This is a genomic window from Methanobrevibacter sp. (assembly GCF_045130115.1).
In the GTDB taxonomy this organism is placed as follows: Archaea; Methanobacteriota; Methanobacteria; order Methanobacteriales; family Methanobacteriaceae; genus Methanocatella.
The window spans coordinates 1-26557 of the sequence record NZ_JBGUPC010000048.1 but is presented as its reverse complement, the minus strand read 5'-3'; the positions used below and the strand labels follow the sequence as shown (position 1 = coordinate 26557).

The window sequence follows — 26557 nt, the reverse complement described above, 5'->3', positions numbered from 1 at the left end:
AGATTAATTTCTTTTTAAATCTTTAAAAATTAGTTTTTGCCTAAAATCTCTTTAATGACATACTTGTCGTCATCGTCAAATACTCTTAAAAGATAAATGACTGTAAAGTAAATAATAATTCCAACTGGGAGTGCTACCCACATGTTTAGGTGTAGGAAGTAGAGCGCAATTCCTAGGATTACTGATCCGGTTATGATTTTGATCAAATCAGAGTATAATTTCCTGTTAGGTCTGTGGCCAAGCTTGTAGATTACATAGGATTGTATTACTACAATTAAAACGTCACTTAAAACGGTAGTGATTGCAGCACCGTTGTATGATAAAAATGGAATCATATAGAAGTTTAAACCAATGTTGAAAACTGCAGCTATTGCATATATTTTTGTAACGGTAACTTCCTTGTGGGATGCATTTAAAAGACTATTGGCGGCACCGCTAATGAACAATAAACATACAGTCCATATTAAGATTGATAAAACTGATGCCGCTTCATCATATGCATGGCCGTAAATTAGCTGGATAATGTCTAGTGAGTAGAGTACGGTTGCAACAGCTACTGGAATGATTATCATCATCAGGTATTTGATTGATTTTTCAAAGCTTATTAAAAGTAAAGATTCATCATTTTTATAAAATCTACTCATGACAGGAAAGATTACTGCGGTGTAAACTGTATAAAATAGGGTCAAAACCAGCATCAATTTTGTTGCGGCATTGTAAATTCCTGATGCGTAGTTTCCAACAATATTTGTAAGCATTACAATATCTATTGAATAGTATATGGTGTACAATAGTCCGGTTATTGCAAATGGAATGGAAACTAATGTGATTTTTTTACAAAATTCATTATCCAATTCGAATTTTGGTTTAAAGACATTTTTTGTTAGAACATAGTATTCATAGATTAATGCAATTAGATTCGCTAAAATGTATGAAATGGCTATTCCATAAATTCCCAAATCGGTGAAAATTGTTATTAAAATAAAAATTAATAAAATTACATGTAATATTGTGTTTCCGATTCCTTGATATTTTCCTTCTTCAAAAGCTTGAAAAGATCCGTTGAATAAGTTGATATAGGATTTGATGATTATCTCAATTGTGAAAAGTAATGTAACGGTTATCACGATTTCATCTGCTTTCATAACTAGCAATATTATTAGGGATATGAGCATGCATCCGATAGAAAAAATGATTTTCAAGGGAATCGCATTTCCCAAATATTTTGGAGCGGAGTCATAATCTGTTGAAATATGTCTGACGATGTGGGTGCTGATTCCCAAATCCACAGTGATTGCTAAGATTGCTGTAAATGATGTGGCAAATCCAAAAATACCATAGTCGGTTACCCCCAGGTATCTTGCCATTAAAATGGTCCATATAAAACCACAAATGCTTGCAACAATCTGTGAAATTAATAGCCAGCTCATATTTTTGAATATTGTTTGAATTTGACTCATGAAATCATCTAAAATAACTCTTTTCATTAATTTTTATATATCTTATATTTTTTTGTTTTAGTCATATAAATAATTTAATTGTTAATTTATGGCTATTATTTAATGTTTTATATTTTATTTGAATTAATTTAATTTAATAATTCAGGATTAGGATATTAAATGCGTTTATATTTGTAAATGTTATTTTTAACAATAAAATTATATATCATGTTAAATATACGATTAGTAGTATTCAATTAAATTTCATATTTTCGGATTATTGATAAAATGAGTTATAAAATTAGTGTAGTAATTCCGGTTTATAATGCTGAAAAAACTTTAGAAAAAGCTATCAATTCTTTACTTACTCAAAATTGGAATGGAAATTTCGAAGAGGATATTGAAATAATATTGGTGGATGATAATTCTTCTGATAATAGTTTAAACGTTATTGAGGAGTTTTCTGATAAATATTCTAATATTCATTATTTTTCATTTGATGATAATTCCGGTTTTGGAGGAAGGGGAAGAAATAAAGGCATTTCAATGTCCCAAGGCGATTATATTGTGTTAATGGATAATGACGATATTTATCTGCAGGATGCATTGCAGCTTTTTTATGACACTATCACTCAGACCGGTTCCGAAATTGTCCTTGCCAATTACCAGACAGATTTCCTGCCTGAAAGATTATACTGCCCAAAAGAATATAATAAGAACTGGACAATAAATCCCACAAAAGATCAAAAGGTCTTCGATAAGGTATCTACCGCATGTTCTATGGCTCCATGGGCTAAAATTTATAGTAAAAGGTTCCTACAAGAGAATAATATTAAATTTAGGGAAGATTCACAATTTGATGATGCTGATTTTTTCATGAAATGTATGGTATCAAGCAAACAAATCACAATCCTTCCGAATGATTATGTTTACCTTTATTATACTTATGAGGATTCTCAAGTGAGAATTCACGATAAGGAACATTTTGATACAAGGATTAAGACAATGAGGAATATTGATGAAATAGTTAAAAGTAAGGGTCTTACTTGCGAAATATTCACTAAAAATAATCTGATGGAGCTATTTTTAATGATAGCTAATTCCAAAGAATCAAAAGAAGACACTTTCCTGATGTTTGAGGAATTGCGCGAATATCAAAGTGATTTTGATGATATTCATTATCACAGGCCTGAATTGAATTTTTTAAATATATTTGTAATGTCTAAACATTATGGTATTGCATATTACATTTCTAAGTTTTATGCATTTTTATATGGAAATTCTTTTATTAGACAAATATATCGTTCTAAAAATAATGCTGCTAAAAGCTTTGATAAGAGATATTATGGCGATTAAAATTAATTTTTAATCGTGTTCATATTTGACTCATATTTTTAAAATAAAATTATTTATTTAAATGCATGGATAATTCCAATATCATCAAAATCTTGTTTACTGGCAGCAACAGGATAAGTATTTATTTTAAATCCTTCTTTTTTTAATTTTTCAATCAATGGCTTATAATCTTTCCCCGCAATTTTAGAGTGATGTTCGAAAATAATTTCATTAAACATAGTTAAATCTTCATTAAGGATTATTTCAAACTCACAACCTTCACAATCCATCTTTAACACATCTGCTGGGAAAGCATAATCGTTTAAAATATCTTGAACTGTTATAACATCAATCTCATAATGATCTGTAGAGTTAATATAAGCGTCTGTTGAAACAGTTTCAATGTTTAATTTTCCTTTTTTACCGCCCACTGCTTTATTAATAAATTTGATTTTATCTTTTAAATCTGGATTTAAAGAGATATTCTCAAGTCCTAATTCATATAAATGTTTTACAGGTTCAAATGCAATAACATTAGCACCATTTTTTGCGAAATGCAGTGCAGTATCTCCAACATTTGCGCCGATGTCGATTATATCTCTATTATTTAAAGTTAACATGTCCCATTCATCATCACTAAAAAATTCTTCTATACATATTTCATAATTTACGGGATGTTTTTCTTTAAAATCCGTATTATGGACATTAATATAATTTATATCATTTATAATGACAATTTTTTCATTAGTGTCTAATTCTTTAATATATTCTAATAATTGGGCATGTTTTTCCGATTTTGCGATTGTTAATAGGTACATTAATCTATTTAATGAAGCAATCTCTCTTAATTTAACCATTTCATTTGATTTTTTAAGTTTAATTTCACATTCTTTTTTAAAACCAAATTTAAATATTAAAGCAGAAATTGGATTCTTTAAATATTTAAAATAATCTTTAACATATTTTATTTTTTTCATTTTTAATTTCCTATTTTTTTTATGAATACAATCTTTTATTTAATTAACATTACGATATAATTTTCTAAGGATGCTTGAATCATACACCTTTTCAACAAGCTTCAGATAATAATAGCAAAGACTGAATTTCTTTTTTAGCAATAGTTTATTTGCCATGTCCTGAATGCTTGTGTCTAATGTTCCGTCAAAAGAAATTTCTTTTTCAAAATCATATAAATGTTTTAAATAAGTAATAACTTCGCTTTTGTCTTTTAACAAATGCAGGGAATATAATTTATATAGTAAGATTCCGATTTCTTTTTTATATAATCTGGAGAAATCAATATTCTTATTGTCAGATATTTTTGAATAAATCATCTGATCCACGCCGATTATCGTAGTCAAATCTTTCAAATCCCATGTTCTAGAAATTGAATCTTCCTGGACATGGCGTATATATCCGTTATAATCCGGAACATCAATTAATGAATTGCATTGCTGTAAATATAAGATTGTGAAGTATAAGTCTTCAGCATATTTTCCTTCAGGGAATAATATGTCATTTTCTATTAGAATTGAGCGTTTGTATATCTTGTTCCAAATGAACCTGTCTTCGAAGTAGATTATGTCTTCTTTGTTGATATTAATTCTTTTTTTCCCATCGGGACTAGTTGGAGTGTATTCTGAAGTAATATTGTCCAAATTGAATTTTCCGCATGAAATCAAATCGGCATTTGTGTTTTTAAGTTCATTATAGAAAAATTCACAAACATTTAAATCATATTCATCGTCATTATCCATAAACATGATGTAATCTGCAGTGGCAATCTCTATTCCCTTGTTTCGGCCACGAACTGGAAATCCACTATTCTTTGTTGAATAGATGGGGACAATATTGTCATATTGTTTAGCGTAATATTCTATCATTGTTTTTGTTGAATCAGTTGAGGCATCATCATAGAGTATCAATTCGATATTTTCAAACCCAAAGGTCTGATTAATTACGGAGTCTATACATCTTTTTAGGGTTGATTCAGCATTATAACATGGAATAATTACGCTAATTTTATAATTCATATAATCTAATTATATTAAATTTGATATATAAAATTGTAGTAAAATATATTCCATAAGATTTTAAAATCATTGATATAAAAAATTTTATAATATTGATATCATATACTATTTAATAATTATTAAAGTAACTTAAAAAATTGAATTATATTATATTCTTTCTAAAAAGTGATAAAATGAAATATTTATTGTTAATGATGGGTGGAAGTGGAACACGTTTAGGTGCTGATAGGCCTAAACAGTATATCGAAATTGATGAAATACCTATTTTCTTTTATATATTGCGTTCATACAATAAACTAGAGTGTATTGATGAAATTGTAATCGTATCAAATGAAATGTGGATTGATTATGTTCAAAAATGGATTGATAGTTTGGAGATTATAAAACCGATTTCTATTGTGGCCGGTGGGGAAACACGTTCCCATTCTGTTTATAATGGGTTGAAATCCATTTCTGATAAAGCTCAAGATGATGATATTGTGCTTTTGCATGATGCAACACATCCTTATGTGGATGAGCAGGGCACAATTGAGGTCATTAATGCCATTAAGGAATATGGTGGAGCAACTTTAGGAGCATTCCAATATGATACAGTATATAAAATGAATGATGAGGGATTCATCACCGATGTCATTCCTAGACAGGAATTAGTTGCAGGAGCTTCGCCGGAGGGATTTAAATTTGGTGAGATATTCCCAATATATGACCAATCAACTGATGAGGAACTTGAACGCATGACATCCGGAGGGGCTTTAGCTCTGGAAAATGGAATTAAAATGAAAACAATTGAAGCCAATGTTATTAATTTAAAAATAACATATCCTCATGATTTGCAAATATTTAAAAAGACAATTCATAGTTATTTCTTTGAATCACAAAAATAATTTAATTCATTGATTTATGGTGTATTTATGGAACATCCTATAAAAATAATCATTTCAAAAAGACAAATGGGAATTAACTCAGGCATACCATCATTCTGTACTGCAAACAGGATAGTTCTTGAAACCATTCTTGAGCATGCTAAAAACTATAATGATTATGTGCTGATTGAAGCCACTGCTAACCAAGTAAATCAGTTTGGAGGATATACAAATATGACTCCTTATGATTTTGTCGGCTATCTTGAGGGAATTGCTGAAGAAGTGGGATTTCCTAAAGATAAAATCATATTGGGTGCGGACCATTTTGGACCGCTTGCATGGGCTGATAAATCAGAAGAAGAGGCAATGGATAATGCAAAGGAATTAGTTCGACAAGCGGTATTGGCAGGATATACAAAAATTCATTTGGATACAAGCATGCGATTGGGAAGCGATGATGTAAATAAGAAGTTATCTGATGAGATTATTGCTAAAAGGGGTGTTGAATTATATAAAGTCTGTGAAGAAGCATTCAACGAGAGAATCGAGAAATTCCCTAACTCTATTCATCCTGTTTATGTAATTGGCAGTGAAGTGCCAATACCTGGAGGGGAGTTTGATGAAGTGGATACTTTACAAATCACTTCTCCTAATGATTTTAAAAACACCATTGAATCATATGAAAAAGAATTTAAAAAGGAAGGATTTGATGATGCATGGGATAACATTATTGCAGTTGTAGTTCAACCCGGTGTTGAATTCAGCAATGTCGATGTTCATCTTTACGATAAATCTAAAGCTAAATTACTATCTGATGTCTTGAATGACTATCCGAATTTGGTATTCGAAGGTCATTCTACAGATTACCAGCCTCGAAATAAATTGAAAGAGATGGTTAATGATGGTGTAGCTATTCTTAAAGTCGGTCCCGCTTGCACTTTTGCATTAAGAGAGGGTTTATTTGCACTCAGCATGATTGAAAAAGAATTCCTTGATGAATCTCAAGACAGCATTGATTTTATTGAAGTTCTAGATAAGATAATGGTTGATAATCCTAAAGATTGGGAGAAATATTATTTAGGCAGCGAACATGAAAAGCAACTTTCAAGAAAATACAGTTTTTCTGATAGATCCAGATATTATATGTCTAGAGAGGATATTGAATTGATTATTGAAGATTTATTTTTACAAATTGATTCATTCAATGTACCATTAGGTTTGATTAAACAATTCTTCCCTAATGCGTTTAATAAAATACTGACTGAGAATTATCCTTCAGATTCAAAAAGTCTTGTCAAATCCAATATTATTGATGTAATTGATGATTATTTTTATGCAACAAAAAATTAAAAGCTTACATTTTTAGGAATTCTAATGTCCTTTTAAATCCATCAAAAACGGAATATTTTGCATTCCAACCTAACTCATTTCTAATTTTTTCAGATGATAAAAGACCAAATTTAAAAGGAGCATATCCGGCATCCTTATCTTCATCTTTAATATCAAAGACTAATTTCAATTCCTTCTCTGGCAAGATTTTAACCATTGTTTCGGCGAGTTCTCTTATTGAAACTTCATTTCTTTCATCAGATACATTATAAACCATATCTTCACTTTTCAATATTATCTTAAACATCGCACTGACGGCATCGCTGACATATGTATAAGTTCTAATGGATGATCCGTCACTTTTCAGCACAATATCCTCTTCGTTCAGCAAATTTTTTAAAAAATCTGCTTGAACTCTACCGTCGTCAACGCTCATTCCTGGCCCATAGGTATGTGCTAGCCTAACAATTTTAGTATCTAATCCGTATTCAGTTTTAAATCCAACACACATATTTTCAGCAGCTTTTTTACCTTCTGCATATGCATTTCGTGGAATTAATTGGTCAATGAATCCGAAACTGTCCTCTTTAAAGTATTCCTCATTTTCTATAGGTGCTCCATAGATTTCCCTTGAGGAGATAAATAAGTATTTTTTAGAATTATGCTCTTTTGCAAACATTAAAGTGTTTGCTGTTCCTATTGTGTTAGCAAAATTAGTTTCAACAGGTTTTTCTTTCATTATTTTGGGGCTGGCTGGGCTGGCTGCATGTATTATGTAGTCAACATCACCGTCGTATTCTATTTTTTCAGTAACATCTTGAACAATAGGTTGAACATAACTTTTTGAAAGAATTTCTTCATTTATTTTGTTCAAATTTCTCACTAATGGAATTATTTTAATATTGGCATCATAATTTTCATTTAATTTCATTAATGTGTAAACAAAATAGCTTCCAATCATGCCGGTGGCACCGGTAATCATTACTGATGAGTTGAATAATTCTGTCAGCCCTTCGTTTTCATTAATAATCTGTTGTGCATCTTCATCAATTATTCTATTAATTATCATAATATCACGCAATTAATACTCTCCAAAATCAATGTTTTCAGGGGCAGGCCTAAATCTTTTATCTTCAGGAGGCAATTTCATGTAATCCCCATATATTATAGTCAATATTGCATCAGGATTGTTTGGCACGTTAACTTCAATATCTTCAAATTTTGCTTTTTTTGGAGGAAGCCAATCGTTTCTTTTATAAATAGGGAGCAATACTAAAGCTGGGAAATCACATAATTCATCAGAATCGTAATTTTCATATTTCCTGTATGTTTTAATGCATCTCTTTTTAATTGTCATCGGAGATATTGGCAAAATCTTTAAAAGGTAATATGCCACTTGCTGAATGTACTGTTTCAATTTGGATTCATTTTCAAATTTTACCAATGAATATTGCACTATCTGATTAAGTGCAAAACATCTCCATTTGTAAATGAATCTTTTAATCTTGTTTTCGGGGAGGTTGTCTAAAATAAAAATATCTATAAAAATATTTGGATCATAGTCAACTTGTTTCGCCCACCACTCTTCGAGGAGAGTGTTTTTAAGGTTAAATCTGTTCCAGGTATAATGATAGGTCTCTTCATTTAAAACATTGCACAAGGAGTATTTGTCATTAGGGTTTTCACTCATAATCCTGTTTAATTTTTCAAAATCTTTTCTAAACATCATCAGATCAATGTCATCATCCCAGGGGATAAATCCTCCATGTCTAATGGTTCCAAGTAAACTTCCGCCATTCATGAAGTAAAGAATGTCATTATCTTCACAAATCTTAATGAAGTCCTTCAACATCATCAATTGAACTTTCTGCAAATGTTTTAATGTTTCATCATCATATCTCTTTGATTTAAACATGTTTTTTACCATTAATATTTTTCAATTTTTGTTTAATTATTTGTGTTGGAAATTTTTAAATATTTCTTTTTTTAAATATAATATATTAATAATATAAATTTTTACAAAATTAAGGTAATTGCTATGAAATCTGATAACCCTATTGTTTACACTTGTTTTTGCACTGATGTAATCCATGACGGTCATTTAAATCTAATCAACGAAGCTAAAAAATATGGTGACCTTGTAATAGGTGTTCTTTGTGATTCTGAAATGGTTAAATATAATAGATTCCCATTAAAATCCACTGAAGAACGTGTTGAATTAGTTAAATCCCTCCCTGATGTTAAGAATGTCATAATTCAAGATAATGTAATGTATGATACGGTAGTAAATGAACTTCGTCCTGATTACATTATTCATGGAGATAACTGGTCTGAAGACTCCATGAAGGTCATAAAGAAAAATATCTTGGATGTATTGGACAAATATGGGGGAGAATTGATTGAAGTTCCATATACCTTCAATCCAAATGTCCAAAAAATTGACAGACAAATGAGGGAAAAGTTAGCAATGCCTGAACTTAGAAGAGCAAGACTTAAAAAACTTCTAAATATGGTTCCAATAGTTAAGACAATTGAAGTTCACAGTGGATTAACTGGATTAATTGCAGAAAAGACAGTAATTGCCGAAGACAATCACATAGATCAATTTGAAGCAATGTGGATTTCAAGCTTATGCGACAGTACGGAAAAGGGAAAACCGGACATAGAACTTGTTGACATGACTTCCAGATTCAGAACAATCAACGATATCATGGAAGTTACCACCAAACCAATCATTTTCGATGGGGACACTGGAGGTATTGCTGAGCATTTCGTTTACACTGTGAGGTCTTTAGAAAGAATGGGTGTTTCAGCGGTCATCATTGAAGACAAAATAGGCTTGAAGAAAAATTCACTGTTCGGAACTGAAGTCGAGCAGACCCAAGATGATATTGAACATTTCTGTGAAAAGATTAAAGCAGGTAAAAATGCCCAATTATCTGATGAATTCATGATTATTGCCAGAATCGAAAGCCTAATCCTTGAGCGAGGAATGGATGATGCACTTAAAAGAGCATTTGCATTTAGGGATGCTGGAGCTGATGGAATAATGATTCATAGTAGAAAAAAGGAACCTGATGAAATATTAGAGTTCTGTGATAAATTCAGAGCCAAAGACAAAGAAACTCCAATAGTTGTTGTTCCTTCATCATACAACACCATAACTGAAGATGAATTAATTAAACATGGCGTCAACATTGTCATTTACGCTAATCAATTGTTAAGGGCAGCTTTTCCAGCAATGCAGAATGCGGCAAAAAGCATTTTAAAATATCACAGGGCCCATGAAATTGATGAGGATTTACTGTCCATTAAAGATATTATAACATTAATCGATGAGTTATGAATAGCATGTCAAGAATTGCAATTTTATCAGATATCCATGGGAACTTATTTGCCTTAGAAAAAGTTATTGATGATTTTAAAGATATTGAATCAATCATACTTTTGGGTGACTTGATAGATTATGGAATGCAGTCTAATGAAGTCATTGAATTCATTAAGGATAAGTTATCTTCAGAAATAATCTGCAATATTTGGGGGAATCATGAAAAAGCAATTTTGACCGAAGATTTCAATCACTTTTCAAGCCAGAGAGGAGTGGATTCAGCCAAATTTACACTTTCACAATTAACCGCAGAATCAAAAGATTACTTGAATAATGAATTGACTCATGAAGGTAAACTTGAATTTGAAATAAGCCAAAAGAAAGTACTGGCAATACATGGGTCTTTAAATGATTATTACTGGAAATCTATTTTCCCTGATAATCTAAATGGTGAATATTCAAATTATGATATTGTCCTATCTGGACATTCTCATTATCCGCATGTATTTCAAAAGTTTTATGAAGCTGATAATCCGGAATTAAGAAATAAGAAATCTGTTTTATTTATTAATCCCGGTTCTGTCGGCCAGCCTAGGAATCACAATCCAAATGCCCAATACGCAGTGTTGGACACGGAAAATATGGAAATAGAATTGAGATCAGTCGAATATCCAAAGGATAAGGCAATGAGTTTATATGATGATAGCGTTGATGATTTTTACAGGAAAAGACTAGAAAGGGGAATTTAAATGAAAATTTTATATGTTATTAGTGGTGTAACAGGAATGACAGGCAACGAGTTGGTACGGCAGCTCCTAAACCAAAACCAGGATCAAGTGGAAATAATTGGATTTGATAACTTTTATGCTTCTTCAATTGACACAGTAAAGGACTGTTTGGATGATGATGGATTTTCATTCTTGGAATATGATTTGAATGACAAAGAGCAGATGGATGAAATAGAATATTTGGTGAATATGTCCAAATCAGAATTTGATGAGGTAATATACATCAATTGTGCAGCTGTTGTACACACAGAACACTTCTATAATGTTTATGAAACATACCAGACTAACGTTGTTGGTATGAATGATTTTCTTTCACAGGCAATCCGTGTTGGTGCTGACAAATACATCAACTGCTCCACATCAGAAGTATACTCGATGAACTCATGGAACGAGGATGGTGGAGTTAGGGAATCTGATTACATTACTATGGCAGATGCGGAACACAGTCAGAGGACAAGTTATGCAACAGGTAAGCTTTTAACAGAATTCTTCATGAAGGATGCAGTGGATACTGGCAAAATCAAAGGTTGTTCAATCCGTTTTGCAAACGTATACAGCAGGGATGAAAAATACCCGAAACACATTATTCCTCATATAATTGACAGTTTTAAAAATACTGGTGAAGTGGTGTTGTTAGAAAATTCAAAAAAGAACTGCAGAACATTTTTAAATAATTATGACAGTTGCAGTGCTGTACTGGCACTTGCAAAAACTGATTCCGCGCTTGACGGTTCAATTTATAATGTTGCAACCGATGAAGAAATATCAATCATTGATTTGACAAAACTGATTGCGAATAAAATGGGAATCGAAAACCCAACAATCAAATTTGAAGGTTTTAGAGAATCTGATCCAGAAAGAAGATTATTGTCTACTGAAAAAATTAGAACCAGAACAGATTGGAAACCTATTATCGATTTGGATAAGGGTTTGGATGAATGTGTCGAAAACTACACCAAAGGTGAATAATTTGAAAATTGCAATCATAACGGTCGCTGGTGTTTCCAGCAGATTCAACAAAGGCATTCCCGAGAGGGACCAAGTTTTAAAATGCATATACTGGCAGGATAATCCTCAAAATACATTGATTTATCAATTGATTAGTAAAGTGTCATTATACGATAAAATCATTGTGGTGGGAGGGTTCAAATTCAATGATTTGACCACCTATATTTCTGAAAACATTCCACAAGGGTTGAAAGAGAAAATTTCCTTGCATTATAATAACCATTATGATGATTTAAGCTCTGGATATAGCTTATATCTTGGTATAAAAGAGGCATTAAATAGTTATAATATTATTGACGAAATTTTATTTGTTGAAGGAGACTTGGATATTGATGATGAATCATTTTTCAAAGTTGTAAATTCACAAAAGAATGTTCTGACATACAACAGGCAACCAATATATTCAAATAAGGCGGTTGTTGTATATCAAAATGAAAATGACGATTATAAATACTTATTCAATAGTAATCATGGATTATTAAATTTCACAGAACCCTTTAAGGCAGTCTTTAACTCAGGCCAGACATGGAAATTCCAAGACATTGGATTACTTAAAGTTGCAAATGAAAACTTTAAAGAAAACCTAATTGAAGACACTAATTTAGCGATAATTCAAAAATACTTTGATTTAGTTGATAATGACAAAATAGAAGTCATAGAATTGGCTCATTGGGTAAACTGCAATACTCGTGATGATTACAAAATTATAAAAGATTATTGGGAGCAAGTAAAATGAAAACATTAGATGAAAGATTAAAAATAGTTGAAGAACATGTTAAAAATGATGAAATTACAATAATGATTATTGGATTAGGAAGTGTTGGAACCTATTTATTGGATTTTTTAGTCAGTAAAAACGATCCTGCAATTAGATTGGTTGTTGTTGGAAGAAACGCCGAAAAAATGCAATCCGATGTCAATATCGTAAGGGTTGCCGGTCTCATTCGTGAAGTCAACAAATCACAAATTGAAATCGAAGCGGGAGTTGACTTGAATGACATTGCATCAATTGAAAAGGCAATTGCAAAATACAATCCCGATTTCATCGTAAACTCAAGTAGGGCATATGCAGGAATCAAATACGGAAGTATTTCTTGGCATAACGTAAGGGCATATGGTATCTGGACTCCATTGTCAATCAAATTCACCAAAAACATAATGCAAGCCTGTGATGATGCAGATACTGATGCAATTGTTATTAATACATCTTACTCTGATGCGGTTATTCCATGGCTTAAAAGTGCAGGAAAAGCATATCCTGACTTTGGAAGCGGAAATCTAAACCATTTGATTCCAAGAATGAAATTTGCAGTGGCAAACATTTTGGGTGTTGATGATTTCTGGAACGTTGATTTTAATTTCGCAGCTGCGCATTTTCATGATGTTGTAATAAGCAAGGAAGGCCAAACAGAAGGTGTAGACCTACCTTTAAAAATCTACTATAAAGGTGAAGAAAAAGACATTCCTCATGATGATATTTTCAAACAATGTTCAATCAGCATGCCGGTTGATCAGAAAAGAAACATGATGAATGCATCAAGCAATTACCGCATAATTTCAGCGGTTATCGATGCGATACGAACCGGCGAAGACCAGAAGGTATTTGCACCGGGTGTATTCGGCCATATTGGAGGATATCCAGTAATTATTGGTTATAAGGATGGAAATATTTCCGCATGGATTGACGAGTCAGTATTTACATTCGATGAAATGGATAAGGCCAACCGTGAATCTCTGGCACTGGATGGTGTCGAAGACATCAGGAATGGTTCACTGTACTACACTGATGATTTAATCAGAAAAGTCAAGGATGCATTTGGCGAAGATCTTCCAAAAGAAGTAAAATATGAAAATATCGAAGAAACTGCAAACTTCCTGATTGAAAAGATTATAACTCCACAATTAAACGGATAGAATGAAAGTTGAAGATTTTGTTAGTGTTTTGGGTTGTGATTTTTACACAGGTGTTCCTGATTCACAGCTTAAGGCATTATGTAATTATTTAATGAATGTTTATGGAATTGATGAAAAACACCATGTCATTGCTGCAAATGAAGGAAACTGCACTGCACTTGCAGCAGGCTATCATTTGGCAACTGGCAAAGTTCCCTTGATTTATATGCAAAACAGTGGTGAAGGAAACATCATCAATCCTGTGGCATCACTTCTAAATGATAAGGTATATGCAATTCCTGCCATTTTTGTAATTGGATGGAGAGGCCAACCGGGCATTCATGATGAGCCTCAACATATTTATCAGGGTCAAATAACCTGTGATTTGCTTGATTTGATGGATATTCAAAATTTCACAATTGATAAAGACACTACTGTTGATGAGATTAAAGAAGTAATGCGGAGATATGATTCTTTGTTAAAATCAGGTAAACAAGTTGCATTTGTCATTAAAAAAGGTGCTTTGACCTATGGTGAAAAAATTGAATATAAGAATGACAATGAAATGATTAGGGAAGAAATCATAAGCCATATTGTTAAGATGACTGGTGAAAATCCAATCGTTTCAACAACAGGTAAGGCAAGCAGGGAATTATTTGAAATAAGAGAAAGAAACAATCAATCTCATAAATATGACTTTTTGACAGTTGGTTCAATGGGACACACTTCTTCAATTGCTCTTGGAGTTGCAATCAACAAGCCTAATAAGAAAATTTGGTGTATTGATGGTGATGGTTCTGCTTTGATGCATTTGGGAGCAATAGCAGTCGTTGGAAATGTCAATCCATCTAATTTAGTGCATATTGTAATAAACAATGAAGCTCATGAAACTGTTGGAGGCATGCCGACTGTTGCAAATACTATTAACTTAATTGAAATAGCAAAAGCCTGCGGATATGGATATGTTTCATCTGTGGACAATTTTGAGGATTTAGACATTGAACTTGAAAAAGCTAAAGATAACAATCAACTTTCATTTATAGAAATCAAATCTTCAATTGGTGCAAGGGAAGATCTTGGAAGGCCTACAACAACAGCAATTGAAAATAAGGAAAATTTTATGGAATTTTTAAATAAGTAGGTGTTAAATTGAACTACACAGAATATGATAATAAAATCTTAAAACATTTGCAAAGCTTAGAATTAATGATTTTAAAAGATTTTATTAAAATTTGTGAGGAAAATAGTTTAACTTATTATATGTATGCAGGTTCTCTTCTTGGCACAATTAGACATAACGGTTTTATTCCATGGGATGATGATTTGGATGTTATAATGTTTAGAGATGATTTTGATAAATTCAAAAAGATTTTCATCGAATCAAACAATGATAAACTAGAATTATTATGTAATGAAACAGATAAGGATTATTTTCACTTACTTGCTAAATTAATGCTTAAACATACTCGATTTGAAGAGCATTGGGTTAGTCAAGTTGATTTTCATATTGGAATAAATATAGATATTTTTGTTTTAGATGATTTAGCAGATACTGACTTTAAAAGAAATTTTCAGCTTAAAAAATCATTTTTTTATAATAAATTATTGATAATGTCCAAAATAAAATTAGATGATTTGTCATTACCTGCTAAAATAATAACTCATGCAGGTTATTATATTCTTAAATTATTAAGAATCAAACCTTCTTTTTTAAATGAAAGATGTTTAAATTTCTTGAAGAAATATAAAAATCCAAATGCCGAATATGTTTTTGACATTTCAGCTACTGCAGAAGAGTATCCCCAGATATTTAGAAAAGATGATTTTAAATCAATAATGAAAATGAAATTTGAAGATATTGAGGTAAATGTTCCTTCAAATTATGATAACATTTTAACAAGTCTTTATGGTGATTATATGAAATTACCTCCTGAAGAGGATAGGTATAATCATATTACTGAAAATTTAGATTTTGGAATATATGATATTAATGAATAAATAAATTTTATTAAAAGGTGATCTATTGATGAATGGCAATGCAACTTGTCCAATTTGTGGAAATGATGAGAATAATGAAACATTTATTGTAAAAGAATTAATGATAGGATTAAGAGAAGATTTTGAGTATATAGAATGTTCTAATTGTGGGTGTTTATTTTTAAAAGATATTCCGGAAAATATGTCAAAATATTACGATAGTGATTATGGTCCTCATCAAAATAACAGTAATTTTAAAAACAATATGATAAATAAAATTGTAGGATTGTATTTGTCAAATAATGCATTAGTTTCAAAAATTGCCCCAAAAGATAGGATTCCTCCTGTTGCGGATTTAATAAATAATTTAGTTTCGTCAGGAGAAGTGAATAAGAACTCTGCAGTATTGGATGTTGGTTGTGGTCAGGGAAACTTTTTAAATTATCTTAAATTAGGCGGTTTCAAGGATCTGACAGGTATTGATTTATTCATGAATGAAGAAAATATGATTTATGATTTTAAGTTTATTCAATCATCCCTAGAGGATTTTAAAACCACTAGAAAATTTGATTTAATACTTTCAAATCACTCTTTTGAACACATGGACAATCAATTAATCAATTTAAAATGTTTTGAGAATTTAGTTAGCGATGATGGCTTAATTCTATTGCGTATTCCAGTTAAATCCGAATTTGTTTGGGAAACCTTTGGAGTTAATTGGTATCAAATCGATGCTCCTCGACACTTGTTTTTACATACAATTAAAAGTCTTGAAATTTTATGCAGTAAGACAAATTTAATAATTGAGGATATAATCTTTGATTCTTCGTATCTATTATTCACTAATAGTCTAAAATATTCCAAAGATATTGCCATGAGGGATGAAAATTGGAATTCTTTAAGTTTTAATGAGGAAGAGATAAAAGAATATAAAAAACAAGTTAAACAATTAAATGAAGATAAAAATGCTGACCAAGCCACATTTATTTTGAGATTGAAAAAATAATTTGCAATTCTATTAATCAATCAAATATTTTAGAAAATATGATTGAAACTTCATTATATCTTTATTTGATAAAAAATATTTTTTTCATCCGATTTTAAACTAAAAAGCGTTATTGGATATATTTATTGTATAAATCATGATATTTTGAGTTTTTTTTTATATTGGTGAATTTTTATATTCATTTTGATAGTAATCTTTTTATATTAAAAATTTTATTAAAATATATTTAATCAAAAAAAATTTAGATAGGGTACGAGTAGAATGCATGAAGTAATAATTTGCGAAAAACCAAGTTCAGCCGAAAAGATAGCAAAAGCGCTTTCACCAAGTGCAAAAAAGAAAGTATACAATAAGAAAGTCAAGTATTGGGAACTTAAAAGGGACGAAAAGGACATCACAGTCGTTTCAGGTGTTGGACACCTCTACTCACTGATTCCGAAAAAGCAGAAGTACCGAGTCTCCTTTGATCTGCACTGGGTGCCTGCCCATGAGGCAAGCAAGGCAAGCGGATTTACCAAAAACTACTTGAATGCCATCAAAAAATTCGGAAAGAACGCCGATTCATACATACATGCATGCGATTACGACGTTGAAGGAACCCTTATCGGATACAATGCTCTCAAATATGCATGTGGCGAAGACTCTTTAAATAAGGCTTCCAGGATGAAATTCTCCACCCTGACCAAAAAGGACATTCTGGACGCATATGAAAACAGAATAAACATTGACATGCACCAGGTGGACAACGGTATCGCAAGACACATCCTTGACTATTACTTTGGAATGAACATCTCAATAGCCCTATCCGATTCCGTAAAGAAAACCAAGCACAGATTTTTAAAGCTATCAGTTGGTCGTGTGCAGACTCCTACATTATCAATTCTTGTCGACAGGGAAAAGGAAATCAGGGAATTCGTTCCTGAGCCTTACTGGAACATTAAAGCTATTTTAGATTTCGAAGACATTGAAATCAAGCACGTTGACGGCAACATCTTTGACAAGGCAAGGGCTGAAGAAATCTTTGCCAAATGCGACGGCAAGGATGCAACAGTCGACAAGATCACATTCACAAAATCAAAAACAAAGCCTCCTGTACCGTTCAACTTAAGCGGTCTTCAGGCTGAAGCATACAATGTATTCGGATTTTCACCTAAAAGGACTCAGGTTGCAGCACAGAATCTCTACAGTGCGGGTTACACTTCCTATCCTCGTACATCCTCACAGGTATTGCCGGAAAGTTTAGGCTTCAAGGACATCTTCAAGCAATTGGCAAAAAGCCATGAGTTCAAACCGCATATTGACAAGCTGCCATCAAAATTAGTGCCTCACAACGGTAAGAAAACCGATGCGGCTCACCCACCGATTCACCCGACAGGTATCCTGCCTGCCAAATTAAGCAAGGACGAGCAGAAAATCTACAATCTGATTGTCTACAGGTTCATTGCGGTGTTCTTCGAGTCAGCGGAATTCGAGGCAATGAGGACAACACTTGACATTGAAGGCGAGAAGTTCAAGTTCAACAGAAGACGAGTGACTCACAAGGGATGGATGGAACACTATCCGTTCAAAAAGATTGACAATGAAAAGTTCCCTGACGTAAAAGAGGGCGACATAATGAGCGTCAAGGAACTCTTGAGTGAGGAAAAGGAAACCAAGCCGCCGGCTCGTTACAACCAGGCCTCACTGATTAAGGAATTGGAAAAGAAAAATCTGGGTACCAAGGCAACCCGTGCAGACATTGTGGATAAGCTGTATGACAGAAAGTACATATCAGGTACTAAAATTGAGGTTAACGAACTTGGAGAGAACCTCATTGACACGCTCAACACCTACTGTAAGAACCTGACCTCCGAAAAGCTCACAAGGGATCTTGAAGTGCAGCTTGAAGGAATAAACCAGGATGAGACCACAAAGGAAAGCGTAGTTTCAGAAGGTGAAAAGGATGTCAAGGAAATCCTTCAAGACATCGACAAGAACCAGCAAGGAATAGGCAACAAATTATATGAAGCCTATCAGGCATCAAACATAGTCGGAACATGTCCGACATGCGGAGGTAAGCTAGTCAAACGATATTCCGCAAAGACCAAATCATCATTTGTCGGATGCTCAAACTATCCTGACTGCACAACAATATACTCAATTCCGAAAGGAACAAACTTCCTCAAAAAGACATGCGAGAAATGCGGGCTTCCTATAATCTCATTCGGAAAGCCAAGGCAAAGGGCATGCCTTGATGCGAACTGCGGAAAGGAAAATACAAAACCTCACAAACCGACTGAAGTCGGGGAGTGTCCTGAGTGTGGAAAGCAACTGCTTAAGCGTTCAGGCCGCTATGGTGAGTTCATCGGCTGCAGCGGATTTCCAAAGTGCAGGTTCACTTGTTCAGTCGAAGAGCTTGAAAGTAAATTAAAAAAATAATTTTTTTATTATTTTTTTCTTCTTTTAATAATACTCCATAATCTTTTAATAATAGTAAAATCAGATATATATACCAATAAAAATATTTTTCACATTGTAAAATTATTTTTATTTATTTCTTATAATTTTAACTAAAAAATTAGACAGAGGATTTTAATGAATAGAGAAACATTATTTACAATAGGCAAAGGGATTATCATCATTTTAATCATTATGGCTATTGTATTTGCATTAAAAGCTCCTGCAGCTGATTTGAATAATCTAGGTGACGAAGGTAAGGCATTATATACCGACGCATCTGGTCTTCCTTACTTCAGTGAAATGGATTCATACTATAACTACAGGTTGACCAACGATTATGTGGATCACGGCTATGTGGGAGACAAAATGGTAAACGGCAGTGAATGGGATATGCACAGGAATGCCCCGGACGGCTTTTTAATTAATTACGAACTGGGTATCGTATATCTGACATCATGGATGCATGACATGGCGAACAATTTCCTTGGATGGCACATGTCAGTCAAGGAAGTGGCATTCTGGACAGGTGCAATCATATCCACATTATGTGTAGTTCCGGCGTTTATCTTTTCAAGAAGACTGACTAACGATTATGGGGCAATAGTTGCAACACTGATTATTGCACTTGCTCCGAACTACTTTGCGCACACATTCCCTGGATTTTTCGATACAGATATGTTCTACTATATTGCGCCGCTTTTCTTCATATTCTTCTTTGTTGAATCGATTAGAAGCGACAACTGGATATGGAAAATCCTATTTGCAATACTTTCAATCATTTCAATCGGATTTTTCTCCAGCCAATGGACCGGTTGGATCTTTTACGTTGCGCTGATGGGAATATTTGCGGTTGCATATCTAATTGCAACATTCATATTCAATGTCGATGCAGACAGAGACCAATACCCTAATATTGTCCAGTGGATTATACACAACAATGAAGTCCTTTCAATTGTGGCAATCGGTGTGATTGCATTTGCAGGACTTGCTGTATTCCAAGGTGTTGACGGTGTTTTAGGAATCTTTTCAAGAGTATTCGGACTGCTCAACCTGCAATCCGCATCCGTTGTTGTAGGAGGATTCCCGAACGTACTTATTTCCGTTGCAGAGATGCAGATGCCAAGCATGCTTGGTGCAGGAATGACCTCAATGTTTTTAGCAAACACCAATGGATTCATCAACGGTATCGGCGGTATTGCAATATTCTTTGCAGCATTGATCGTATTGTACATCCTTGTTACAAGGGCATGGAAATTCAGAAACGTCAAACAGAAACCTGTTAGCCAAGGCAAAGCCAAAAAAGGTAAAAGGGTTTCCGCTGCTGAAAAGCTTGACAACAGCCGCAAGTTCAAATTGTCTTTAGCTGACCTTAAATTCGGCGGCGACAATGAGGTTCTTGCAAGCAAAAGACTTACAGTATTATATGCAACCTTATTCGTTGTATGGGTAGTAGTAACCGCTCTTGCTGTATCCAGAGGTTCAAGGTTCATTACCACAATCGTACTTCCTTTCGGATTATTGTCCGGTATCTTTGTCGGATATGCATGCGACTACATCAAGAACAGACTCGACAACGACAAATGGCTTGTTGTTGCAATCGTATTCTGCGCATTCCTTGCAGCTGTTCCTTTAGCTACAATAAACAATATCTACGGAATAGTTCTCTTTGTAGTAATCGCAGGAATCGGTGCAGCAAGCGTATACCTTCTCAAGGACAATTCAGCAGACAAAAAACATGTTCCAATCAAGAAATACATTCTAATCATAGCACTGGTCATTGCACTGGTAACCCCGAGCATCTGCGGTGCCTTCCAGACCAGTACAGGTGTGGTTCCGGGTACTCAGGACTACATGTGGAACGCAATGGAATGGGTCAACGAAACCCAATCAAACGATACAGTAATCACATCCTGGTGGGACTTCGGTTACCTCTTCGAAGTTGCAGCCGACAGGCAGGTAACATTCGACGGAGGTTCTCAGTCAGGGGACCGTGCCTTCTGGCTGGGTAAAGCGATGACAACGGACAATCTGGAACTGTCTGCAGGAATATTCAGAATGCTTGATACAACAGGTAACCGTGCTGTCGAATACCTCATAAACATCACTGACTCTCCGGGCAAATCAGTCGACATACTGCTAGATATCCTGCCTAGGACATCCAGTGACGCGCAGAACGTGCTCAAGACAAAATATGATCTGACAGACAGCCAGGCAAAAGAGCTTATAGAATACACTCACCCTGAAAACCCACGGCCGGTAATATTCGTCGCATCAAGCGATATGCTTCCAAAGGCCGGTTGGTGGTCATACTTCGGTAACTGGAACTTTGAAAATCAGTCATCCGAAAACTACAACTACGTGATGCCTTATGATACAGTGAAAGTCGAACCTGGAAAAACAGGCAAGCTCGCACTGCAGGAACAAGGCGGTATGACAGTCAACGCCATAATCGAAAGGGGTTCAGGCAACAACACAACAACAGCTCAAGTTGAATCAGTATACACTCAAAGTGGCGAACCGCTCAAGATAAACGACACTCCGTACAACCCATACAAGGCTTCAAGGTTACTTGTAATCGAAGACGGCGTTCTCATGAAAAACGAATCCATCAAGGATGCCAAAGACGGCAACTTCACCCTTATGCTGATGGGCCAGGACAATGTGTACACTCCGATTCTCATACAGAGCGAACTTGAAAACTCAATGTTCACCAGATTATACCTCTTAGGAGGGGCAAATCAGAACATATTCGAGCCTGTACACTCAGAAAACGGTGTGATGCTGTTTAACGTAAATTTCAACAATACAAAAGCAGGTAGCTGATGCTGCCTTCTTAACTTCTTTTTTTTTAACTAAATTTTAAATAACATTAATGCAATAAATATCACATAACTATTTAAAGTGAGGTGTGATATTGAACAGAAAATTAACATTAATTTTAGCGCTAGTGATTCTGGCATTGATATCAGTTTCAATAGCTACCGCTGTAGACGACACTCAAGACGATGTAGCGGCAAATGACGATTCAGACGACGCAATATCCCAAGATGCTGACATTGATGAGGTGTCAAAGGACAATGATGATGAAAAGATAACTGCTGATGACAAGCCTGTCGTGGGGGCTATTGAGTTTCCCGTTAAAATAGTGTGGGAAGACAACGACAATAAAGAGGGCAAAAGGCCTTCATCCGTCATTGTTATTGTAAATGCAGGTGAAAATACCAGGGAACTTGAACTGACTGACATCAACGACTGGAGAGGCGAAGCCACAGACATTCCGGATGGGGATGAGGGTTCAATTAGTGTCCAGGATGTCCATGTTGACGGATACACCACCAAAATAGTCGGAAATCCAAAGGACGGATACGAAATCACATGCACATATATTGGCGATTCCCAGGACAACTCAACAGATACAAGTGATGACGACCAGAAGGATCCGACTGACGACAATTCCGATGAAACTGATGATGTAGATGAAACTCAAACTACAAAGGAAACCAAGATAGTCAAAAAGACAACCACCACTACAACCAAGGAAGTTCCTGTCAAAAAAGAGGCCAAAAAGGAACCTAAAAAAACTGACAAACACAATACCGGTAACCCAGTATTGTTAGGCGTGCTTGCAGTTTCACTTGTAGGACTAGCATATACATTACGCAGAAAAGAATAGATGATATTCTTTTCTTTTTACTTTTTTTTTACTTAAAAATTCTTCATTCGCCAAATCCCTTTCTTAATATTTTTATTCCCAAGAAGCCGATTATAGCAGCAACACAGTAATGACTCTTGTTTATAATTCCACTGCCACTGGAACCGTCAATATAACATTGAAATGTAAAAACAGGAATTATACATTTGAAAAAGAATTGAACGCAACAATCTCCCTGGGGAATATTGATGCTGATGAATACGAGGTAAATGTCATATATTCAGGTGATAACGTTTTCTGGAATGCAACAGCAACTGGAAAATTGACAATAAACAAGGCCAATTCAACATTGACAATCAATGATAATGTTACCTTTGATTATAACACTAATGGATCCACCACTGTATCCTTTACCAATGCAAGTGGTGTTAATGCTAGTGTAGTTGGTCAGCCGAATGCAATTGTTGTTGTAAATGATACAACAATCACTGTTTCAGGTTTAAATGCAGGCAATTACATTTTAACAGTTACAACAATAACTGATGCAAACCACAATAACATAACAAAGAATGCTACAATAACTGTCAACAAAGCTAAAACACAATTAACTGCAAATGCAATTACAACAACATACAATATCAACAAGGATTTGGTTATCACATTGAAAGACAGTACTGGCAAAGCTTTAAGCGGTTTTAAAGTAACTGTCAATTTGAATGGTGCCAAAACATACACTACCGACAGCAACGGTCAGGTCAAGGTATCAACCAAAGGACTTGCACCTAAAGCATACACCGCTAAAATAACATTCAATGGTGATGATAATTATCTTAATTCAAACAAGGATGTTAAAGTCACTGTCAAGAAGGCCACTCCTAAACTGACTGCCAAAAAGAAAACCTTTAAAACCAGTGTCAAAACCAAAAAATACACTATTGCATTAAAGGACAATACCGGTAAGGCGATCAAGAAGGCCAAAGTCACTCTGAAAGTGAAAGGCAAGACCTACAAGGCAACCACTAACTCCAAAGGCAAGGCAACTTTCAAAATCAAAAAGTTAAATAAAAAAGGAACCTTCAAGGGAAACAAGTACTATAATAAGGTTACAAAAAAGGTTAAAATCAAAATCAAATAAGGGGAATCATTCTCCTTAACTCTTCTTTTTTTATAATTTTCATTGTTGAATGCCTTTCCTTGCATGATCTTATTCCTGTTTTTGATTATGCGCTAATGCTTATTTTAAATCAAATGAATGCTTATTAATTCAACAAGTTAATGGCCTGAACCGTTAAATAAATCCTTTTAAAATTAATAATTCTCAGGCCTCCTGACTTGGAATAAAGTTCATTGTCTCAGGCATTATCATCATAGTTCTGAATTTGGATTATATTACTGGATTTTTCATGAGTATGTTTAAATGTTTATGTAAACAATATGATAATTGACAAATGAATTTTACAAATTTCATGGAGGGAGAAAAATGATGCGGAAAAAATGCTTAATATTTTCAGTGCTGGTCTTGTTCATTCTCTGCATCGGCTTTGCATCCGCTAGCGATTCTGATTTGGAATTGTCCCAGGTATCCGATGCTGAAAGTGATATTGTCCAGTCTGAAGATGACGTGCCTCTGGAGTCCACAGTTGCTCCTGAAGGCAAGTCATTCAATGATATACAAAAGGCAGTGGACAGCGCAAAAGACAATGATGTAATTGAATTGAACGGCACATACACAAGTTTAGGGAAAGATATTGCAGTTAAGAAATCATTAACCTTCAATGGGGTTGGTGATGCCACATTGGATGCGAAAAAACTCTCAGGGATTTTTCACATCACAAAAAAGGTCACTGTAACATTTAACAATATAAGATTCATCAATGCGAAATACGGTGCGATATTTGCCGATTCTGACGGATTTGTTGATGATGTCAATGTTAACATTAACATCAATGGATGCAGTTTCGAAAACAATCGCAATGATTATGAAGGCGGAGCGATAAACGCATTCACCGCAGGGCTATGTAAAGTCACTGATTCCAATTTCACAGGCAACTATGTAGAGGAGCCGGACTGTGACATCTATCCAAACTCCTACGGTGGTGCAATAAGCGCCTACAATCTTGAGCTAAAGAATTGTAATTTTATTAAAAACCATGCGCAGCGCGATGGTGGAGCAATCACTTTCCTTTACACTGCAAGAATCACTGATTGTCTTTTCAATGGAAATTATGCCAATTTGGGTGGTGCTATTAAGGGCAACAAGCTTTACCTGACAAACACCACTTTCGAATCAAATTACCTCAAGAGCTTCCCAGGACTCAGCGATTACTGTGGAGGAGCTGTGAATGCAGAATATGTCAATGCAGTCGACTGCACATTCAAGGGAAACTCAGCCACATACAGTGGAGGAAAAGGTGGAGCAATCTACGGATATGAAATTGATGTTAAGGATTCAAAATTTGAAAACAACATTGCAAACTATGCAGGAGCAATATACTGTGACAATGCAGTGGGCGAGGACGATTACGAACAGGGATTGCTTAAGATAAGCAACTGCAGCTTCATTTCTAACAATGAGGCAGCAGTCAGATCTCCAAAAACAATAGTCAACAATACAAAGACATTCAATGATAAAACATTGGACAATGACATGAATGCAATATCTCCATTCAAGGTGACTGCAGGCAATCTCGTCACAGTCTACTATTCCGGAAAGACCATAAAAATCAAAGTTCTCACAAATCCTTCAGGCAAACCTGCCCAAAAGCTTCAGCTATTGGTCGTTGCAAAGTCATCCAAAAAAGGATATTCCATACCTCTTATAACAAACTCCAATGGGATAGCAACCCTTAAAGCATCCAAGTTGGATGCAGGAAACTATAAGATAAGCGTCTATGAGGCATTCGGAATTTGGGGAGCCGATCCTGGTGATGAAAGGTACGTGAAAGTTCCTGGAGTCCTAAAGACAACAACCCTTAAGGTCACAAAGGCAAAGGCAATAGTCAAGGCTCCTAAAGTCAAGTTCAAGCACAAAAAATCCAAATACTTCAAGGTAACCCTCAAGCACAAGACAACCAAAAAGGCAATGGGTGGCATCAAGCTCAAGCTGAAGGTCTACACAGGCAAAAAGTTCAAGACATACACTGTCAAGACCAACAAGAATGGTGTTGCCAAATTCAATACAAAAAAACTCAAATACGGCAAACACAGGGTAAAGATAATGTCAGGCAATAAAAACGTTATCCTTTCCAAAAAAAGCATTATAAGAATCAGATGATTCTTCTTTTTTTACTTTTTTTAAATTAGGCCTGGCTGTCCAAATCATAATTTCAGGGCATCATTCGGACAACTGTGAACACAATCAAGGCACAATATACATTCAGTACCGTTTTCTCTTTTTCTGGAATTGTTTAACATTTCAACGTCCATTGGACATGCTTTTACACATTTGCCGCAATTGATGCATTTAT

The 26557-nt window shown here is 34.2% G+C and carries 22 protein-coding genes; 16 read left to right on the top strand and 6 right to left on the bottom strand.

Annotated features, from left to right (window positions below; genetic code table 11):
- Nucleotides 1-29: 29 nt before the first annotated feature.
- Entirely contained in the window at nt 30-1460 is a 1431-nt protein-coding gene (locus tag ACJMML_RS08385) for a flippase (protein WP_405306874.1), read from the bottom strand.
- Between the two features lie 267 nt (nt 1461-1727).
- Between ACJMML_RS08385 and ACJMML_RS08380 the strand changes: the two genes are divergently transcribed.
- Entirely contained in the window at nt 1728-2795 is a 1068-nt protein-coding gene (locus ACJMML_RS08380) for a glycosyltransferase family 2 protein (RefSeq protein ID WP_405306873.1), read from the top strand.
- 53 nt (nt 2796-2848) lie between these two features.
- On the opposite strand, the gene ACJMML_RS08375 is transcribed toward ACJMML_RS08380, so the two are convergent.
- The gene (locus tag ACJMML_RS08375) at nt 2849-3751 is read right to left on the bottom strand and encodes an FkbM family methyltransferase (protein WP_405306872.1); all 903 of its coding nucleotides are present in this window, start codon (nt 3749-3751) and stop codon (nt 2849-2851) included.
- 39 nt (nt 3752-3790) lie between these two features.
- Nucleotides 3791-4807, bottom strand: coding sequence for a glycosyltransferase family 2 protein (locus tag ACJMML_RS08370; protein WP_405306871.1), 1017 nt, complete (start codon nt 4805-4807; stop codon nt 3791-3793).
- A gap of 173 nt (nt 4808-4980) precedes the next feature.
- On the opposite strand from ACJMML_RS08370, the gene ACJMML_RS08365 reads away from it, so the two are divergent.
- Nucleotides 4981-5691, top strand: a complete 711-nt coding sequence (locus ACJMML_RS08365) for an IspD/TarI family cytidylyltransferase (RefSeq protein WP_405306870.1) — start codon at nt 4981-4983, stop codon at nt 5689-5691.
- Nucleotides 5692-5718: 27 nt separating this feature from the next.
- Complete coding sequence (locus ACJMML_RS08360; RefSeq protein WP_405306869.1) at nt 5719-7020, top strand: class II D-tagatose-bisphosphate aldolase non-catalytic subunit; 1302 nt, start codon at nt 5719-5721, stop codon at nt 7018-7020.
- Between the two features lie 4 nt (nt 7021-7024).
- Here the strand turns inward: ACJMML_RS08360 and ACJMML_RS08355 are convergent, their stop codons facing one another.
- Nucleotides 7025-8068, bottom strand: a complete 1044-nt coding sequence (locus tag ACJMML_RS08355) for an NAD-dependent epimerase/dehydratase family protein (protein ID WP_405306868.1) — start codon at nt 8066-8068, stop codon at nt 7025-7027.
- Nucleotides 8069-8080: 12 nt separating this feature from the next.
- On the bottom strand, nt 8081-8914 hold the full coding sequence (locus ACJMML_RS08350; RefSeq protein ID WP_405306867.1) for a phosphorylcholine transferase LicD: 834 nt from the start codon (nt 8912-8914) through the stop codon (nt 8081-8083).
- A 123-nt stretch (nt 8915-9037) separates the two neighbouring features.
- Between ACJMML_RS08350 and aepX the strand changes: the two genes are divergently transcribed.
- From aepX to ACJMML_RS08285, 13 genes are all read left to right on the top strand, one after another.
- The gene (gene aepX, locus ACJMML_RS08345; RefSeq protein WP_405306866.1) at nt 9038-10345 is read left to right on the top strand and encodes a phosphoenolpyruvate mutase; all 1308 of its coding nucleotides are present in this window, start codon (nt 9038-9040) and stop codon (nt 10343-10345) included.
- A gap of 5 nt (nt 10346-10350) precedes the next feature.
- Nucleotides 10351-11076, top strand: coding sequence for a metallophosphoesterase family protein (locus ACJMML_RS08340; protein WP_405306865.1), 726 nt, complete (start codon nt 10351-10353; stop codon nt 11074-11076).
- Complete coding sequence (locus ACJMML_RS08335) at nt 11077-12084, top strand: NAD-dependent epimerase/dehydratase family protein (RefSeq protein WP_405306864.1); 1008 nt, start codon at nt 11077-11079, stop codon at nt 12082-12084.
- Nucleotide 12085: 1 nt separating this feature from the next.
- On the top strand, nt 12086-12859 hold the full coding sequence (locus tag ACJMML_RS08330; RefSeq protein ID WP_405306863.1) for a DUF6564 domain-containing protein: 774 nt from the start codon (nt 12086-12088) through the stop codon (nt 12857-12859).
- Nucleotides 12856-14037: a saccharopine dehydrogenase NADP-binding domain-containing protein gene (locus ACJMML_RS08325; RefSeq protein WP_405306862.1), complete on the top strand. Its 1182-nt coding sequence runs from the start codon at nt 12856-12858 to the stop codon at nt 14035-14037. Before ACJMML_RS08330 ends, ACJMML_RS08325 begins: the two co-directional genes overlap by 4 nt.
- 1 nt (nt 14038) lies before the next feature.
- Nucleotides 14039-15157, top strand: coding sequence for a phosphonopyruvate decarboxylase (gene aepY / locus ACJMML_RS08320; RefSeq protein WP_405306861.1), 1119 nt, complete (start codon nt 14039-14041; stop codon nt 15155-15157).
- Nucleotides 15158-15165: 8 nt separating this feature from the next.
- Nucleotides 15166-16014 carry a phosphorylcholine transferase LicD gene (locus ACJMML_RS08315; RefSeq protein ID WP_405306860.1) on the top strand — a complete coding sequence of 283 codons (849 nt, stop codon included), beginning with the start codon at nt 15166-15168 and terminating at the stop codon, nt 16012-16014.
- Between the two features lie 28 nt (nt 16015-16042).
- Nucleotides 16043-16999: a class I SAM-dependent methyltransferase gene (locus ACJMML_RS08310; RefSeq protein ID WP_405306859.1), complete on the top strand. Its 957-nt coding sequence runs from the start codon at nt 16043-16045 to the stop codon at nt 16997-16999.
- Nucleotides 17000-17260: 261 nt separating this feature from the next.
- The gene (gene topA / locus ACJMML_RS08305; RefSeq protein WP_405306858.1) at nt 17261-19417 is read left to right on the top strand and encodes a DNA topoisomerase I; all 2157 of its coding nucleotides are present in this window, start codon (nt 17261-17263) and stop codon (nt 19415-19417) included.
- Between the two features lie 156 nt (nt 19418-19573).
- Nucleotides 19574-22261, top strand: a complete 2688-nt coding sequence (locus ACJMML_RS08300) for an STT3 domain-containing protein (RefSeq protein WP_405306857.1) — start codon at nt 19574-19576, stop codon at nt 22259-22261.
- 91 nt (nt 22262-22352) lie between these two features.
- On the top strand, nt 22353-23111 hold the full coding sequence (locus tag ACJMML_RS08295; protein ID WP_405306856.1) for a Cna B-type domain-containing protein: 759 nt from the start codon (nt 22353-22355) through the stop codon (nt 23109-23111).
- Between the two features lie 109 nt (nt 23112-23220).
- Nucleotides 23221-24225, top strand: a complete 1005-nt coding sequence (locus tag ACJMML_RS08290; protein WP_405306855.1) for a hypothetical protein — start codon at nt 23221-23223, stop codon at nt 24223-24225.
- A gap of 345 nt (nt 24226-24570) precedes the next feature.
- Complete coding sequence (locus ACJMML_RS08285; RefSeq protein ID WP_405306854.1) at nt 24571-26364, top strand: hypothetical protein; 1794 nt, start codon at nt 24571-24573, stop codon at nt 26362-26364.
- 44 nt (nt 26365-26408) lie between these two features.
- On the opposite strand, the gene ACJMML_RS08280 is transcribed toward ACJMML_RS08285, so the two are convergent.
- Nucleotides 26409-26557 (bottom strand): 4Fe-4S binding protein (locus ACJMML_RS08280; protein WP_405306885.1); only part of this gene is annotated, 149 nt, incomplete at its 5' end.